This is a genomic window from Flavobacterium sp. WC2430 (assembly GCF_040822075.1).
Taxonomy (GTDB): domain Bacteria; phylum Bacteroidota; class Bacteroidia; order Flavobacteriales; family Flavobacteriaceae; genus Flavobacterium.
In genome coordinates this window covers 3,385,529-3,401,108 of sequence record NZ_CP162007.1, presented here as the reverse complement: position 1 = coordinate 3,401,108, position 15,580 = coordinate 3,385,529, and the positions used below count along the sequence as shown (strand labels likewise).

General features: G+C 33.9%; 19 protein-coding genes. 10 read left to right on the top strand and 9 right to left on the bottom strand.

The window, feature by feature from the left end; all coding sequences use genetic code 11:
• Positions 1 to 36: 36 nt before the first annotated feature.
• The 3 genes from AB3G36_RS14810 to gcvT all read right to left on the bottom strand — a co-directional run bounded on the left by AB3G36_RS14810 (position 37) and on the right by gcvT (position 4,082).
• A complete protein-coding gene (locus AB3G36_RS14810; protein ID WP_367757957.1) occupies positions 37 to 750 on the bottom strand; it encodes a YebC/PmpR family DNA-binding transcriptional regulator in 714 nt (237 codons plus the stop codon).
• 99 nt (positions 751 to 849) lie between these two features.
• On the bottom strand, positions 850 to 2,889 hold the full coding sequence (locus tag AB3G36_RS14805; RefSeq protein ID WP_367753969.1) for a S41 family peptidase: 2,040 nt from the start codon (positions 2,887 to 2,889) through the stop codon (positions 850 to 852).
• Between the two features lie 110 nt (positions 2,890 to 2,999).
• The gene (gcvT, locus tag AB3G36_RS14800; RefSeq protein WP_367753967.1) at positions 3,000 to 4,082 is read right to left on the bottom strand and encodes a glycine cleavage system aminomethyltransferase GcvT; all 1,083 of its coding nucleotides are present in this window, start codon (positions 4,080 to 4,082) and stop codon (positions 3,000 to 3,002) included.
• 218 nt (positions 4,083 to 4,300) lie between these two features.
• Between gcvT and AB3G36_RS14795 the strand changes: the two genes are divergently transcribed.
• The 6 genes from AB3G36_RS14795 to AB3G36_RS14770 all read left to right on the top strand — a co-directional run bounded on the left by AB3G36_RS14795 (position 4,301) and on the right by AB3G36_RS14770 (position 8,173).
• Positions 4,301 to 5,155: an NAD(P)H-hydrate dehydratase gene (locus AB3G36_RS14795; RefSeq protein ID WP_367753965.1), complete on the top strand. Its 855-nt coding sequence runs from the start codon at positions 4,301 to 4,303 to the stop codon at positions 5,153 to 5,155.
• 16 nt (positions 5,156 to 5,171) lie between these two features.
• On the top strand, positions 5,172 to 5,639 hold the full coding sequence (locus AB3G36_RS14790; protein ID WP_367753963.1) for a hypothetical protein: 468 nt from the start codon (positions 5,172 to 5,174) through the stop codon (positions 5,637 to 5,639).
• A gap of 71 nt (positions 5,640 to 5,710) precedes the next feature.
• On the top strand, positions 5,711 to 6,505 hold the full coding sequence (locus AB3G36_RS14785) for a HipA family kinase (protein WP_367753961.1): 795 nt from the start codon (positions 5,711 to 5,713) through the stop codon (positions 6,503 to 6,505).
• Entirely contained in the window at positions 6,483 to 6,866 is a 384-nt protein-coding gene (locus AB3G36_RS14780) for a DUF3037 domain-containing protein (protein ID WP_367753959.1), read from the top strand. The genes AB3G36_RS14785 and AB3G36_RS14780 overlap by 23 nt, the downstream gene beginning before the upstream one ends.
• Before the next feature lie 113 nt (positions 6,867 to 6,979).
• Entirely contained in the window at positions 6,980 to 7,510 is a 531-nt protein-coding gene (locus tag AB3G36_RS14775; protein ID WP_367753957.1) for a carboxymuconolactone decarboxylase family protein, read from the top strand.
• 120 nt (positions 7,511 to 7,630) lie between these two features.
• Positions 7,631 to 8,173 carry an NADPH-dependent FMN reductase gene (locus AB3G36_RS14770; protein ID WP_367753955.1) on the top strand — a complete coding sequence of 181 codons (543 nt, stop codon included), beginning with the start codon at positions 7,631 to 7,633 and terminating at the stop codon, positions 8,171 to 8,173.
• 91 nt (positions 8,174 to 8,264) lie between these two features.
• Here AB3G36_RS14770 and AB3G36_RS14765 read toward each other — a convergent pair whose 3' ends face one another.
• From AB3G36_RS14765 to cdd, 3 genes are all read right to left on the bottom strand, one after another.
• Entirely contained in the window at positions 8,265 to 8,768 is a 504-nt protein-coding gene (locus AB3G36_RS14765) for an SRPBCC domain-containing protein (protein WP_367753953.1), read from the bottom strand.
• A gap of 46 nt (positions 8,769 to 8,814) precedes the next feature.
• Complete coding sequence (locus AB3G36_RS14760; RefSeq protein ID WP_367753951.1) at positions 8,815 to 9,324, bottom strand: GNAT family N-acetyltransferase; 510 nt, start codon at positions 9,322 to 9,324, stop codon at positions 8,815 to 8,817.
• A 297-nt stretch (positions 9,325 to 9,621) separates the two neighbouring features.
• Positions 9,622 to 10,578, bottom strand: coding sequence for a cytidine deaminase (gene cdd, locus AB3G36_RS14755; RefSeq protein WP_367753949.1), 957 nt, complete (start codon positions 10,576 to 10,578; stop codon positions 9,622 to 9,624).
• A gap of 414 nt (positions 10,579 to 10,992) precedes the next feature.
• On the opposite strand from cdd, the gene AB3G36_RS14750 reads away from it, so the two are divergent.
• Positions 10,993 to 11,532: a YSC84-related protein gene (locus tag AB3G36_RS14750; protein WP_367753947.1), complete on the top strand. Its 540-nt coding sequence runs from the start codon at positions 10,993 to 10,995 to the stop codon at positions 11,530 to 11,532.
• Positions 11,533 to 11,696: 164 nt separating this feature from the next.
• On the opposite strand, the gene AB3G36_RS14745 is transcribed toward AB3G36_RS14750, so the two are convergent.
• The gene (locus AB3G36_RS14745; protein WP_367753945.1) at positions 11,697 to 12,335 is read right to left on the bottom strand and encodes a hypothetical protein; all 639 of its coding nucleotides are present in this window, start codon (positions 12,333 to 12,335) and stop codon (positions 11,697 to 11,699) included.
• A gap of 177 nt (positions 12,336 to 12,512) precedes the next feature.
• Positions 12,513 to 13,034, bottom strand: coding sequence for a GNAT family N-acetyltransferase (locus AB3G36_RS14740; protein ID WP_367753943.1), 522 nt, complete (start codon positions 13,032 to 13,034; stop codon positions 12,513 to 12,515).
• 266 nt (positions 13,035 to 13,300) lie between these two features.
• Between AB3G36_RS14740 and AB3G36_RS14735 the strand changes: the two genes are divergently transcribed.
• The 3 genes from AB3G36_RS14735 to AB3G36_RS14725 are packed head-to-tail and all read left to right on the top strand — an operon-like array spanning position 13,301 to position 15,258.
• Positions 13,301 to 13,714 (top strand): DUF1348 family protein, encoded by a 414-nt coding sequence (locus tag AB3G36_RS14735; protein WP_367753941.1) that lies wholly within the window; start codon positions 13,301 to 13,303, stop codon positions 13,712 to 13,714.
• 5 nt (positions 13,715 to 13,719) lie between these two features.
• A complete protein-coding gene (locus tag AB3G36_RS14730; protein ID WP_367753939.1) occupies positions 13,720 to 14,346 on the top strand; it encodes a pyridoxamine 5'-phosphate oxidase family protein in 627 nt (208 codons plus the stop codon).
• 24 nt (positions 14,347 to 14,370) lie between these two features.
• Positions 14,371 to 15,258, top strand: coding sequence for a helix-turn-helix domain-containing protein (locus AB3G36_RS14725; protein ID WP_367753937.1), 888 nt, complete (start codon positions 14,371 to 14,373; stop codon positions 15,256 to 15,258).
• A 3-nt stretch (positions 15,259 to 15,261) separates the two neighbouring features.
• Here AB3G36_RS14725 and AB3G36_RS14720 read toward each other — a convergent pair whose 3' ends face one another.
• Entirely contained in the window at positions 15,262 to 15,429 is a 168-nt protein-coding gene (locus AB3G36_RS14720; RefSeq protein WP_367753935.1) for a hypothetical protein, read from the bottom strand.
• Positions 15,430 to 15,580 lie beyond the last annotated feature (151 nt).

The following is a 15,580-nucleotide window of genomic DNA, read 5'->3' as shown; positions in this document are numbered from 1 at the left end:
CGAAGCTAGAGTTTTATCTATTATAAGAAAGAAGTATTATGCTTCTTCCATAGTATGATACACGTTCATTACATCGTCATCTTCTTCCATTTTTTCAATCAATTTTTCTACATCAGCCATTTCAGCTTCAGTTAGTTTTTTAGTGATTTGCGGAATTCTTTCAAATCCAGAAGAAAGGATTTCAATATTACGATTCTCTAATTCTTTTTGAATAGTTCCAAAGCTTGTAAAAGGAGCGTAGATTAAAATTCCATCTTCATCTTCAAAAACTTCTTCGGCACCAAAATCAATTAATTCCAATTCTAATTCCTCAGCATCCAATCCTTCAGCTGGAATTCGGAAGTTGCAAGTATGATCAAACATAAATTCTACTGATCCTTGTGTTCCCATTGTACCGTTGCATTTGTTAAAATAACTTCTAACATTGGCAACTGTTCTATTATTATTGTCAGTAGCAGTTTCTACTAATATTGCAATTCCATGTGGTGCGTACCCTTCAAATAGAACTTCTTTATAGTTGGCAGTATCTTTATCGGTTGCTTTTTTGATAGCACGTTCTACATTTTCTTTAGGCATATTAGCTGCCTTTGAATTTTGAATAACGGCTCTTAATCTTGAGTTAGCTTCAGGATTTGGTCCACCTTCCTTAACGGCCATTACAATATCTTTTCCAATTCTGGTAAATGCTTTAGCCATTGCTGACCAACGTTTCATTTTTCTACCTTTTCTGAATTCAAACGCTCTTCCCATTTCTAATTTATTATTTTGAACTGCAAAAATACAGTTATTCCTTATTTTACCAAAATCATAGTATCTTCTTTTCAATAAATTAAGGTAATTAGTGCTTTTTTAATTTCTTTTCAAAGAATTTGCGTCATCAAGTATCGATATTGCCTCATTTAAATAGTGATTTGTTTTCAAATTTTCCAATTGAAATTTGTTATTCTCGTTCTCGTTAGGATAAAGGGTTAATAGAAAATTATTTATATTGGAATTGTAAATGTTTAATCCGTTATTTCGGGTTTCAAAAGAGTTTATAAGTTCCCATAATTGACTTATAATAGTTTGTTCTTTGAATATGGCATCGATAGTTATTGGTACAGCCGATTTAGGTTTTTCAAGGAGTTCTTCAATTTTTTTATTGATTTGAATTACTTCATTCAAAGTCGGGTTTACTGCAATTCTATTTTTACTGTTTTCCACTATTTTTGACACCGCTTTAGTAGACATATATGGTGAAAAATAAATAGTACTTGCAATACTGTCATTTTTTAAGGCAGTGAAGCTATTGCTCTCTTTTTGAGTAATAGTTTCATAAATTGCAGGTAGTTTTATGTTTGGAATTACACCAATTCCTTGATGGCTTTTCCCGTTTATTCGGTAAAACTTATTAATGGTTATTTTTACAAAGTTTTCATCATCATTATTTTCTAGAGGAAAAATAGATTGCATAGTTGCTTTTCCTACTGAAGTACTTCCCACTAATATTGCCCTATTGTAATCCTGGAGTATTGAAGAAAAAAATTCACTTGCTGAAGCTGAATTTCCGTTTATAAGCACCACGATCGGTTCTTTATAAATCATTCCTTTGTAGGGGTCGTTAATAACCGTTCGGTCTTGGTTATTGTTAACTACAATAGAAATCGGACCAGAATCAATGAACATTCCTGCCAATTTTATGGCTTCTTCCATCGAGCCACCACCATTATCGGTTAAATCGATAATTAACCCTTTGATATTGTCTTTTTGTAGTTTAAGTACTTCCATGGCAGTGTCTTCGGCACAACCTTTTCCATTATTTCCTTCCAGATCACCATAAAAACTTGGAATCTTTACATAACCGAATTTCTTATTGTTGTTTTCTATGACAAAGCTGTAAACTGAATTCCCCTCATCTTTAATTAATTGTTTCTCTACGACCACATCAAATGACTTGCCTGAATTCCGTCTTATGGTTAACATGATTTGTTTATTAGAATCGGATAAAATCATATTGGATATAGACTCCAGTGTAGCGCAGGAAACCTGCAGGGTATCTTTAAGGTTTGAAATGGAAACAATTTGATCTCCTTTTTTTATTTTACCAGTTTTAAAGGCAGGACCATTGGCATCTAGATCTTGTACAATAATTTCATTTCGTTTATTTAAATTCACATTCATTCCTAGTGAAAGGTGTTCTTTTGATAAAGAAGCTACAAAACTAGATTTTGAATCATTACTGAAATAAGCAGTGTGTGGATCAAAATAGGAGCAAAAAATGGTAAAAAGAGCTTCTTGATAATTAATTTCATTTTGAAGGATGGCATTTATTTTACAAAGTTCATTTTCTATGATTCTGTTTTTTGTTTCTTTTTCTAATGAAGTGAAATGTAAATTTAAGGAGTCTCTGTTTTCATTTGCAGCGGCGATATCTTCAAGAATTTCGTATCGCACTTTTTTCTTCAAAACTTTTTCTACATCTATTTGCTGCATGTAGATTGGAAATATTTTTTTGTAAAACCGAATAGTATCTTTCTGTTCATAATCAATATTTTCCAATTTCATTTTTTCTAAAATCGACTGATTTCTTAAGAGATCTCCTTTATAAACAGAAATAATGTCTGTCAAAAAGCTACAGTTTTTATTTTTTATAAAATCATCAATATTTAAACGGTACTTTTTAGCAAGTAAATCGTATTCGGATTTTAAGAAAACATTTCTGGAATTGTCGAGATTGTCAATGAAAGTATCAAAAACAAAAACCGATAGACTGTCGTCTACCGGTTTAGGCTGAATATGTTTGTTTTGTATAAGTGTGTTTATTTTAGAAAGTATCTCACATGTTTTAACCTCATTTTGAGCAAGTGCTAAAAATGGAAACAGGAAAAATACGATTAAAATTTTATTCATAAAAAAAGAAAGCGTTTTGGTTATTATAAAATTACATAAAGCAACTTTAAATTCGCTGTTTTTTATGATTTATAACCGCCAATTTTCCAATTAGCGGTTAAATAGCTATTTTATTTCTTGTAGAATGGCAATTTTACCACTTTCGCAGGAACATCATTTTTTCTGATGCGAATATAGATGTCGTTATCCAATGCGCTGTTAGCTACAGTTACATAACCTAGACCAATTCCTTTGTTCATTGATGGAGACATTGTTCCTGAAGTTACAATCCCAATTACAGCTCCAGTTCCGTCTACGATTTCGTAGTCATGTCTTGGTACAGCACGTTCTTGCATTTCAAAAGCAACTAGCTTTTTGGTTACACCTTCTTCTTTTTGTTTTTTCAAGTTTTCAGAATTCGTGAACTCTTTGGTGAATTTTGTGATCCAGCCTAATCCAGCCTCAAGCGGCGAGGTAGAATCGCTAATGTCATTTCCGTACAAACAGAAACCCATTTCAAGACGCAACGTATCGCGTGCCGCCAATCCGATTGGTTTAATTCCAAAAGGAGCTCCAGCCTCAAAAACTTTATTCCATATTTGTTCCACTTCAGTATTTTTGCAGTAAATCTCAAAACCTCCTGAACCAGTATAACCCGTTGCAGAGATAATCACATTGTCAATTCCAGCAAAATCAGCCACTTCAAAATGGTAATATTTTATGGCAGCCAAATCTATTGAAGACAAAGATTGCATCGCTTCAACTGCTTTTGGTCCTTGAATCGCTAATAAGGAATAGTCTTCAGAAATGTTTTTCATGTCCACTCCTAAATCATTATGGGCTGAAATCCAGTTCCAGTCTTTCTCAATATTCGAAGCATTCACCACTAATAAATACTGTTCTTCTTTCATTTTATAGATAATCAAATCATCTACAACACCACCATCATTGTTTGGTAAACAAGAATATTGTGCTCTTCCTATTGTCAATACAGAAGCATCATTTGAAGTCACTTTTTGAATCAAAGCCAAAGCATTTGGACCCGAAAGCAAGAATTCCCCCATGTGCGAAACATCAAAAACACCCACAGCATTTCTAACTGTTTCATGTTCAGCATTCACCCCTTCATATAAAATAGGCATATTGTATCCAGCAAACGGAAGCATTTTTGCTCCCAAACTTTCGTGTATGTGCGTAAGCGCAGTATTTTTCATTGTGTGTGTATATAAAATTTGAAGTCGCTAAATTATTGAAAAATTATCATATTAAAGGCATTAAATATGTAAATTCAATACTATTTAGGAGCTATATCCAGCTTTGCACTGCAATCTTTTTATTTATAAAGAAAAAATAAAAAGGATTTCCATTTCAATCTGGGCTAGGGGATTTCGTTTCCCTATTAATTTTGTATTTTTAAACAAATAATTCAAAAATGAAACAGCCCATTTCTATCCATAAAGCCGAAATCATACAACGTTACAAACCCATTGATTCTCAAACGCATAAGGGGATTCAGGGGCACGCATTAATTATTGCAGGAAGTTATGGAAAGATAGGAGCAGCCGTACTGGCTTCCAGAGCTTGTCTTAAATCGGGTTGCGGACTCGTAACGTCCTATGTTCCTGAATGTGGTTATGAAATTCTGCAAATTTCAAATCCCGAAGTCATGACGCTTAGCGATGAAAGTGAGAAATTTATTTCCAATATTACATTCAACATAAAACCACAAGCGATTGCTATAGGTCCAGGTTTAGGACAAGAAACAGAAACTCAAAAAGCAGTTCATGATTTCCTAAAAACCAATTCAGTTCCGTTAGTAATCGATGCAGATGCCTTGAATATTTTGTCTATTAATAAGCAGTGGTTGAATTTATTACAACCAAAAACAATTCTAACGCCGCATCCCAAAGAATTAGAACGCTTAATAGGAAAATGGACTTCAGACGAAGATAAATTCGATAAAACGATTACTTTTTCTAAACAATACAATGTCGTTATTGTAATGAAAGGTGCTCCAACATTTATTATTGATGGAGAAACTGTTTATGAAAACACAACTGGAAATGCCGCTTTGGCTACAGCTGGAAGCGGGGATGTTTTAACTGGAATAATTACTAGCTTTCTTGCACAATCTTATGAGCCTAGTATTGCAGCCATTCTGGGTGTTTACCTTCACGGTTTCACCGCTGATATTGCTTTGCCTGAAACGGGCTATCAATCCTTTATCGCTTCGGATATTATTAAGTATTTAGGAAAAGCATTTTTGAGTTTAGAAAAAAACAAATAATTTAATCGCTATTAACATGAAAAAATGGAAACTACTAATTGTTCTATTTATTTTTATTTCCTGTTCTCCAAAAGACAGAATTATGGAGGGGGATTTAGCTTTTAAATCCGTTGAAGTATTTAATTATTATAATCAGAATCAAAAGAATATTAATAAATGGGAAAATATTTTGGATAGTATACGTCAAATAAAAGATCCTAGTAGTAATGATTTAGATCTTTTAGAATATTTTGATAATTTAAAAAAATATAAAGTCATTGATTCTCCTTGGGTCAGGGTAATGTTTAATGATTCTTTTAAGATAGTATATTTTGATGAGGCAGATTATAAATTGCTAAAGCCTTATGTTTCTCATGATTTAGTGAATAATAATAGGAAAGTGACATTAAAAATGAATATAGAAGTAAGAGATGAGTCTATTTATTATTGCAAGCAACTTCTATCGATAAAAAAGATCAAAGGGAAAACCTATACTAGTAAGTAGTAGGATTTTTAATGCTTCCAGTTAAACTCACTTAACTTATTTGTAAGTTTGTACTTCAGTAAAACCCGAATATGAAAACCAACTTCAATCTTCGAACCGTAAATGTTACGCGGTACATCACTCCTTTACGGGAAGGCGGTTCCTTGCCTGCTTTGGCGGAAGCCGATGATGATTTCAAATACGTACTTAAATTTAAAGGTGCTGGTCATGGTGTAAAAGCCTTAATCGCCGAATTGATTGGTGGTGAAATCGCACGTGCATTAGGTATGAAAATGCCAGAACTTGTCTTTGCTAATCTCGATGAAGCCTTTGGACGAACAGAGGCCGATGAGGAAATTCAAGATTTACTACAAGGAAGCCAGGGAATGAATTTGGCACTGCATTTTTTATCGGGAGCGATTAATTTCGATCCTGTTGTAACCGTTGTTGATCCCCTTTTAGCATCGCAAATTGTCTGGCTAGACGCTTATATTACTAATGTTGACCGTACGTTTAGGAACACCAATATGTTAATTTGGCACAAAGAATTATGGTTGATTGATCATGGAGCAAGTTTGTATTTTCATCATTCTTGGACTAATTGGGAGCAACATGCACAAAGTCCGTTTGCGTTAATCAAAGATCATGTATTGTTGCCACAAGCAGCGGTACTTGCTGAAACTGATACCGCTTTCAAAAAACTATTAACTCCAGAAATTCTTCAGGAGATTGTTAGCCTAATCCCAGAGGATTGGTTGCAATGGGAAGACGTAGAAGCCACACCTGCCGAATTGCGTACTGTTTATTTACAGTTCCTATTGACCCGCTTAAATCATTCAGAAATTTTTATAAAGGAAGCACAAAATGCAAGAGAAAAACTTATATGAGTATGCTGTAATTCGGGTTGTACCTAGGGTAGAGCGCGAAGAATTCCTGAATGTTGGTGTTATTCTGTTTTGCAAGAAAGCCAAATTTATAAAAGTAATTCATGCTTTAAACGTTGAAAGAGTTCTTTCTTTTTCGACAGAAGCTGATGTAGAACAAATCCAAATGAACTTATCTGCTTTCGAAAAAGTAGCACACGGTACAAAAGATGGTGGGTCAATAGCAGTAATGGATATTCCGTCTCGTTTTCGTTGGTTAACGGCCTTGCGCAGTTCCGTAATTCAAACTTCAAGACCCCATCCAGGATTGTGTGACGATTTAGAAAAAACCATTCAACGCTTGTTTGAAGAGTTAGTGCTGTAAATTTCAAAGAAATAAATCGTCCATCAACTGGCGTTTATTATCCATTTTATACTGTTTATTGCTGTCGCATCTTTGCTAAGTCAATATTGACAACCAATTTAAACAAAAATAAAATGACAACATTTACAGTTCCAACTAGAGAACAAGTAGCCCCAGCAAACCAAGACATTTTTGACAATCTACAAAAAGCGTTGGGTTTTGTACCAAATTTATACGCTACTATCGCGCATTCTACTAACGGATTATCTCGTTTTTTGGCTTATCAAAATGCAAAAACTTCTTTGAATAATAAAGAAAAAGAAGCAGTGAATTTAATTGTAAGCCAAGTTAACGGATGTGTTTACTGCCAAAGTGCCCATCTGGTTTTAGGTAAAATGAATGGCTTCTCGGATGACCAATTGTTAGACATTCGTAAAGGTAAAAGTACGGATACCAAATTAAATGCTTTAGTACAACTTTCAGCAGAGATAGCTGCAAACAAAGGAAATGCAAGCACAGAAGCAGTAGATGGATTTTTTGCACAGGGCTATACTAATGAAAATTTAGTAGATTTGATTTTGCTTGTAAGCGATAAAACGGCGATGAATTTTTTGCATAATTTAACTCAAGTTCCTGTAGATTTTCCTCTGGCTCCTGCGTTATAAAAATAGTATATTCTGTAAGATGCTACAGAAGGAATATGGTTATAAAATTGAATTTAAAAAAGTAAAAACTAATTAACGAGGTTAGTTTTTACTTTTCTATTTTTGAAATAAATAAAAAAAATGAAACAGATTACGACTATTATTGCTATTTCTGGAAGTTTGAAATCAACTTCAGCAAATACTAATATTTTAAGGGAAATAGCTAAGATTGCTCCAGAAAATGTAATTCTAAATATAGTTGATGGATTGGATCAATTGCCTCATTTTAACCCTGAAATAACCGAAGGAATACCCACAGTTACCTATTTTAGAAACCAAATTAAAGCGGCTGATGGTATTATATTCTCTACTCCCGAATATGCTTTTGGTATTCCCGGAGTATTAAAGAACGCTTTAGATTGGCTCGTTTCTTCAGGAGAATTGAATGATAAACCAGTTGCTGCAATCAGTGTATCTCCCATGCAAATGGGTGGCGACAAGGCATTAGCATCGTTGTTATTAACGCTTTCGGCCTTGGGGACTAATACACCCCAAAAAGCAACTTTGACTATTGGAACCATCAAAAGTAAAATGAATGAAATAGGGGTAGTTACAAATCCTAGTACGCTTCAAGAATTAAATGGAGTTCTTGTCTCTTTGTTAGAGAGCATACATCCTAAATAAACCAAGTTTTTCATTATGTTTAGAGCTTAAATTAATGCTGATAATCTCAGCTATGATCCACTAATTTGTTGCTTTTGGTTTGGGTTTTTAGTTATATTTTATTTTCTTGAAATAGCTTTTCTAATTGTTCAAGACAAGCCGTAATGCCTTGTTCGAAGCCCATTTCAATTATAGTCTCAATCTCTTTTTCGGTCGCATAATACATTTTAAACTCAACTAGAGTACCAGTTTTAGTTGGAGTAAAAACAATAGATCCTGAGGATACGGGTAGGGTAGGGTTATTATTCCCTTCTTCATCGCAAAAACTATCTTTAATCTCAAAACTTTCCATCGGCCTAATAGTCGTATAATCCATACGACCCCAATGTTTTTCGTTTTCAGGACTCACCATGGCATACAACCAATAACCACCAACGGTAAAGCTTATGGATTTGGTTTCGGCTTTCCATGGTTGTGGTCCCCACCATTTTTCCAAGTATTCACTTTGGGTATAAGCACGCCAAACTTTATCACGAGGAGCACTAAATTCTCTAGATACTAGAACTGATTTTTCTTTTAAATCTTTGATAATTAATGTTTTGTGATTCGTTTTCATTTTGTTTTGCTAATGCTATTTTATGAGTACGCAATTGTGAAATGAATTATTCTACTATTTTCTCCAAGACCATAAATTCTAGTGGCTTTTCGGCAATGGAAATATGAACGTCACTGGCAGGGAAAGGATCTCTTTCTCCAGTATCTACATAGCCATGACGCTGGTACCATGCTATTAATTCAGTTCTAACAGATATGACAGTCATTACAATTTTTGGTAATCCCAAGGCCAAAGCTTGCTTTTCAGCTTCTTTCAAAAGTTGTTTTCCAATACCACTATTTTGCAGGTTAGGCCAAACCGTTAACATTCCTAAATATAGTTTTTGCGGTTTTTCAATCAGTAATACAGAACCTATTATTTGGTCGTTCTCCGTAAATTTTAGAATCGTGTTTTTAGCATCGGCCATGATTTCCGTAAGTTCCGCTTCGGTAGTTCTGAGTCCTTCTAGAATGTTGGCTTCGGTGGTCCATCCTTTTTTAGAAGAAGCACCACGGTAAGCTGAATTGATTAATGTATTTAAGTGAGAAACATCTTTTAAGCTTGCTTTTGTAATCATGATATTCAAGATATTCTAAAATGGGATTGATCATACAAATTTAGATAAAAAGTACAATAAAAAAGAGTTTCAAGGAATTTCTTATTGAAGACCAAAACTTATTTGGGCGTCACCCCAAATCGGACTGATTGTATGCTCTGAGAATGCATCTTCCGCTTTGGGGTCGGGCTTTTGGCTTTATCTTTATTTTTTTGAAAGAAAAAAATAAAGATAAAGCCGCAATCCCTTACGCACAAGTTTTCTGTAGTGCAAGAAATGGAATATTAGATAAAATTCAAGTAAAAAAAAGGAATAGAATTACACCATTTCTTTAATGTTTAGTGTTGAACCATTTTTTTGACTGTTAACAGAGTAGTATTCCAGAGTAATATTTTTGGCTACTACTGCTAAGACATCTTTAGTAGCCGAAAGTTGACTGCATTTATTGTTTTTAGCTTCAACTAAAATAGCACGGTAAATATTGTTGTATGAATCTCCGTTCATTATTAACAGAACGATTGCTGCTTCTAAAGGAGACATACTTGGATTGTAAGCGGCATTTTCTGCATAGGAACCTACATAAGCACCATAATTTGTAGCTATACAAACACCAGAATAATCACATGTATATGGAGAGTAGGATGTATTGGCAGCATTAAAGGCTGCAATTACAAATGGATCTGCATGAACGGGAATCATTTGTAAATTATTATTTTGTGCCAACATTAATCGGGTAGTAACCCCTAGGTCCTGTGGACCAAATGCTTGTGGAAGTAAATTAGACAAGGAATTACTCTCATTATTAATTAAGATGGTAATATCTTTTGTTGAAGGACAATTTGTAATTTCATACAAAAACTGGCGACAATACCCACATGGAGCAGCAGAAATAGCAAGATAGTCGATACCTGTTTCCCCATAACTTATAGCGTGCGCTATAGATGCTTGTTCAGCATGAACGGTAAAAGACAATGCCTGATCTTGAAATTCAATATTAGCACCAAAATAAATAGCTCCAGAAATTCCATGTGCAACAGCACCCACTTTAAAACCTGATATAGGGGACATGGCGAACTTAGTGGCATAGGGTACTAAATAATTCATTAATTCCTGCAAATTTAGGTGCAAACTTTGCATCAGGGACTGTACTTGCTGTGGAGATAAATACCCTCCATCTGTAGAATTGTTCATGTAACTTAAAACCTTGTGTTGCTTTTCATCAGTTTTTGATAAATGAATATCTGACAAATCGATTTTTTTACCCTGTACTTTCATAACATTTGTTTTAGTTTCTACTCCTTTGGCTTTTCTAATGGAACCTTTTTTTTGAGAATGTACTAGACTCGTCTTTATTTTAGAATTGAGATGTAATTTCTGAGTTCTAATAAAAGGACCATTTATTGTTCTTACTTTTTAATCTAGCTGAATAGGAATAGATTAGAATGTTTTATTTATCAAATTTCTATAAAAAATAATATTTTTTATAACGTATAAATACCTGTTTTTTATAAGCCTATTTTTTTTAAATAAAATACAGACAATTGATAAAAACACTCATAGCAAACTATTGGTAAATATAGTTAGGGTATTAATAATTAAAACACTGATAATCAGTAGTTTTTAAATATTTAAATGATTTTTTCGTTATCTTTAATATAGAAAAATAGCAACAATTAAATTATTTAAGACATGAAAAATTTAAATATTATTTGGGTAATAGTATTGGCATGTGCAATCAATGCTACGCCTGCAATAGGGCAATCAAAAGCCAAAAAGAATAGAATTATTGCCGACAGTAATGCAGCAAAAGTAGAGTTCATTAAAAGTGATCCGCTAATGAAAGGGCTTTTTGACAAAGCAACTGGTTATGTCATTTTCCCCAATGTGGGTAAAGGAGGGTTTGGTATTGGTGGTGCTGCTGGTAACGGAACGGTATATGAACACAATAAGATTGTAGGTCTGGCCAAATTATCACAACTAAGCATCGGTTTTCAAGCAGGGGGACAAGCATACCGAGAGGTTATATTTTTTGAATCCAAAAATGAACTGGAAAGATTCAAAGACAGCCGATTTGAGTTTGCAGCCCAAGCCTCAGCCGTAGCGGTAACTGCAGGCGCATCAGCAAACGTAAAATATACTGATGGCGTTATGGTATTCACCATGCAAAAAGGGGGACTCATGTATGAAGCTTCTATTGGCGGTCAAAAGTTTAATTTTAATAAACTCTAATGATTTTTAGAAGTAGTTGATTAGGCTTCTACTCACTTTTGAACATAAATAAATCAAGTCATAAAAAAGCGACTAACTCATTGTAAGTTAATCGCTTTTTTATGTTGTATTCGTTTAAATATAGAGTAATTCAATACTTGTTCTGAATGTTGAACTCCAATTATCTAGTTTTTCTTCAATAAAACATCAGCATGCACTGCCACTTCGCTCCATGTTTTACTTATCCCGTCTTTACCTGTATGCAAGGCTTCACATGCTTTGTTGATAGATGCAACTGCTGCAAGTCCATCCCAGTTTTCTAAATTCATCACTCCATCAAAAGCCAAGCTTGTATCGCTATTTTCAGTGTATTTTAAAGGGATGTTGGCTGTCTTTCCATTCAATGTCACATCGATAGAACAATTGTTTTCACCAGTAACTTTAAACTCACCTGAAATAAGTTCCGTGTTTTTCATTACTCCAAAAAAGAATTTTAAAATCTTAGGATCTCTTGTTCCTGTGGCATCATTGGTAAATAAACTACTTACTGGAATACTAAATTTAGTCCCGTTTAAAGCTTCAAATGCTGTTTTTCCTTGACCAGAATTGGTTAATGTTATTTCTTTAAATTTCCCACCCACAGCTACTTTATCGGTTGTTTTGTAAGCGGTAAAACTCACTTTTGTAGAATCATTAATTAGACTGTAGTTAGTTTCTGTGCTCTGAGCTTCTGGAGTTGATTCTTCATTACTTTTTTTAGTATCCTTACAGCTAATAGTTGTAATCAGAATCATTCCTAGAGCAATCAGTTTTAAGTTTTTCATTTTGATTTACTTTTTTAATGTTTACTGTAAAATTAAACATTATAAAATGGAACAGTGGTGTTATTATAAAATGATAGTGTTAAATCTTACAAAAGAGAATGTTAATATCTGTTAATTTGAAGTGAATTTTAAGCTTGTGTCGATTAGTTGGTTTACTGTTTTCTTGTCAACTAAAGATTATTTCATTTTTAATTTCCAATTAAATACGATTTCTGTTTCACCAATTTTAATAAAATTGTTTTTCTTAAGTACTTTGAAAGAGGCAGTATTTGTTTTGTCAGTGGAAGCAATTATTGATTTTACTTTTGGTTGTGTTTTTGTCCAAATAATGATTCCACGTACCATTTCTGTCATAAATCCTTTATTTTGAAATTCTTTATAAGTGCCATAGCCAATTTCTATTTCTCCGCCGATATTTGGTTCGCCAATAATGCATAAGTCACCCACCATTTTGTTTTCAGTTTTTGAAATTGCTGTCCAAAGTGTTGAATACAAATAATTTTTGTTCTCGTCAGCTACATTTGGAAGTATTGTTTCTTCAAATGCTTCTTTTAGTTCAGGCGATATTATTCTTGAACTTTCATTAAGGTTAAATTCTTCTTCTAAAGAGTTGTCACATTTTATATATTTCACTAACTGTTCGTAAGTCAATGGTTTTAAAATAAGTCTTTCAGTTTCTATCATTTTATTTTGTATCATTATGACCTTTGAGATTGATTCAAATTCTCAAATTTTTTGTCTGTTAAATGTAGATTATTTTTGTCATAATATGCCTGTCTCTTTTTTATGCCAACCATAAATACACTTAATCAAACTTAATGATTTCACTTACAATATGCTAATTTTTGCTAAATGAGAAAATTGTCCATGGATATGCGTACATTATCTAAGTTTTGGATTGGCAATATCTGATAACTTTGATATTCTAAAATTTGAACAATAATAATCGTAAAAAATAATAACCCATGGAACAGAAATTACCACTTCCGCCTTTTAATATGGAAACTGCCTTACAAAAAGTACAATTGGCCGAAGATGCTTGGAATAGCAAAGACCCAGAACGTATTGCCTTAGCATATACCATTGATACTGAATGGCGCAACCGTACTGAGTTCATTAATGGCAGGGAAGCTGTAAAGGAATTCTTGAAGCAAAAATGGGAGAAAGAGCTAAATTATACTCTTAAAAAAGAATTGTGGGGTTTTCGTGAAAACCGTATGGCAGTTCGTTTTGAGTACGAATACCATAACATTGAAGGGCAATGGTTTCGAGCGTATGGTAACGAAAATTGGGAATTTGACGAAAATGGTTTAATGCGCAAACGTTTTGCGAGCATCAACGATTTACCTATCGAAGAAAAAGACCGAAAGTTTAGATAATCGATATGGCACTGCATTTCCATAAAATTGCTTTTACTGATGCAGTGAAAGCATTACAAGAGGCTCATAGTAGCCGCAATAGCTATGAACGAATGGAAAAATTAAATGAGGTCGATGGATTGACACATAACGAAATGGCATTTATTGCCAATCGGGATAGTTTTTATATGGCTTCGATAGGCACTAATAATTATCCGTACATTCAACACCGTGGTGGTCCAAAAGGGTTTTTAAAAGTGCTGGATAAAGATCGTATTGCATGTATTGATTTCTCAGGTAATAAACAGTATATCACGGTGGGAAATCTGGTAGACAATGCTAATGTATCATTGATCTTGATGGATTATCCAGCAAAAGCACGGCTGAAAATCTATGCTAAAACTGAAATTGTAGCACTCAAAGACAATCCTGAGTTTTACGCTACACTCGATTTAGGCGATTATAAATTTCGTGGAGAGCGGATAATGGTCTTTCATATTGAAGCTTATGATTGGAATTGCCCGCAACATATTACAGCTCGCTTTACGGCAGACGAAATTCAAATTGCCTTACAACCACAGCAAGCGTATATAAACAAACTGGAAGAAGAAAATAAATTGCTTGCCACCAAATTGAAAGAAGCAGGGTTTTAATTAAATTTACAAAAAAAGAATACGATGCTAGACGACGCTACTTTTACATTAATCAATCCTCAAAATGGGAATTTGGCTTTCAAAATTTTCACTTTTGAAGACAACAGCTCTTTTGATCACTTGCAACGACTTAATTATTATTCGTTGATTTGGATTAAAAAGGGGAGTGGCAGAGTAAAAGTAGACTTCTCTGAATATGATTTTTCAGCAAATTCATTATTAGCTTTTGCACCTTATCAACCTTTTATGTTGTCTACCCATGAAAAAATGGAAGGTGTAGTGTTGCATTTTCATCCAGACTTTTTTTGCATTCATAAACATCAAGCCGAAGTAGCTTGTAACGGTATTTTGTTCAATAACATATACGAACCACCGTTTGTATTGATTGATGAATCTGCTTCAAATACGCTGAGTATGGTAATGGAGCAGATAAAAATAGAAATGCAAAATCCAGCTTTGGCACAGTACGAACTGTTGATTTCGTACCTAAAAATTTTGCTCATCACGGCCTCCCGATTAAAAGACCAGCAGGGTATTCAAGAGCCAAAGGAAGCGCCAGATACCAAGGAACCCTTTATCCTTCAAAATTTAAAAAATTATATCGAATTGCATTTCAGAACTAAACATTCTGCGAGTGATTACGCCGATTTGTTGCACATCACACCAAAAGCATTAGCCAAAATTACCAAGAACCATTTCAATAAAACCCTAACTGTTCTAATATCGGAACGAATTATTATCGAAGCCAAAAGAGAATTGTATTTATCGAATAAAGCAGTAAAAGAAATCGCTTATGAGTTAGGCTATAACGACGAACATTATTTTAGTCGTTTCTTTAAAAATAATGCAGCTGTCTCTCCTCAAATGTATCGCGATACTGTTGGTTTCGCTCGTGCAATGAGTACTTCTTGATTATTAAGGGGTAAGTTTTAGGGAGTTTGCTGCCCAAGCCTCGGCCGTTGCGGTAACGGCAGGCACTTCCGCAAATGTAAAATATACTAATGGCGTGATGGTATTCACCATGCAAAAAGGCGGACTCATGTACAAAGACTCCATTGGCGGCCAAAAGTTTGATTTTAACAAATTGTAATACTTTTTTCACAAGTACATTTTGGGCGTAACCCCAAAGCAGAAACTTAATTTTAAAAAGAATGAAACTGCTACTTTGGGGTCGGGCTTTTGGCTTTATCTTTATTTTTTTAAAGAAAAAAAATAAAGGATACCGCCGCAATCC

Coding starts and splice junctions, on each gene's coding strand:
- AB3G36_RS14810 (WP_367757957.1), bottom strand. CDS start 750: ATGGGAAGAGCGTTTGAATTCAGAAAAGGTAGAAAAATGAAACGTTGG.
- AB3G36_RS14805 (WP_367753969.1), bottom strand. CDS start 2,889: ATGAATAAAATTTTAATCGTATTTTTCCTGTTTCCATTTTTAGCACTT.
- gcvT (WP_367753967.1), bottom strand. CDS start 4,082: ATGAAAAATACTGCGCTTACGCACATACACGAAAGTTTGGGAGCAAAA.
- AB3G36_RS14795 (WP_367753965.1), top strand. CDS start 4,301: ATGAAACAGCCCATTTCTATCCATAAAGCCGAAATCATACAACGTTAC.
- AB3G36_RS14790 (WP_367753963.1), top strand. CDS start 5,172: ATGAAAAAATGGAAACTACTAATTGTTCTATTTATTTTTATTTCCTGT.
- AB3G36_RS14785 (WP_367753961.1), top strand. CDS start 5,711: ATGAAAACCAACTTCAATCTTCGAACCGTAAATGTTACGCGGTACATC.
- AB3G36_RS14780 (WP_367753959.1), top strand. CDS start 6,483: ATGCAAGAGAAAAACTTATATGAGTATGCTGTAATTCGGGTTGTACCT.
- AB3G36_RS14775 (WP_367753957.1), top strand. CDS start 6,980: ATGACAACATTTACAGTTCCAACTAGAGAACAAGTAGCCCCAGCAAAC.
- AB3G36_RS14770 (WP_367753955.1), top strand. CDS start 7,631: ATGAAACAGATTACGACTATTATTGCTATTTCTGGAAGTTTGAAATCA.
- AB3G36_RS14765 (WP_367753953.1), bottom strand. CDS start 8,768: ATGAAAACGAATCACAAAACATTAATTATCAAAGATTTAAAAGAAAAA.
- AB3G36_RS14760 (WP_367753951.1), bottom strand. CDS start 9,324: ATGATTACAAAAGCAAGCTTAAAAGATGTTTCTCACTTAAATACATTA.
- cdd (WP_367753949.1), bottom strand. CDS start 10,578: ATGAAAGTACAGGGTAAAAAAATCGATTTGTCAGATATTCATTTATCA.
- AB3G36_RS14750 (WP_367753947.1), top strand. CDS start 10,993: ATGAAAAATTTAAATATTATTTGGGTAATAGTATTGGCATGTGCAATC.
- AB3G36_RS14745 (WP_367753945.1), bottom strand. CDS start 12,335: ATGAAAAACTTAAAACTGATTGCTCTAGGAATGATTCTGATTACAACT.
- AB3G36_RS14740 (WP_367753943.1), bottom strand. CDS start 13,034: ATGATACAAAATAAAATGATAGAAACTGAAAGACTTATTTTAAAACCA.
- AB3G36_RS14735 (WP_367753941.1), top strand. CDS start 13,301: ATGGAACAGAAATTACCACTTCCGCCTTTTAATATGGAAACTGCCTTA.
- AB3G36_RS14730 (WP_367753939.1), top strand. CDS start 13,720: ATGGCACTGCATTTCCATAAAATTGCTTTTACTGATGCAGTGAAAGCA.
- AB3G36_RS14725 (WP_367753937.1), top strand. CDS start 14,371: ATGCTAGACGACGCTACTTTTACATTAATCAATCCTCAAAATGGGAAT.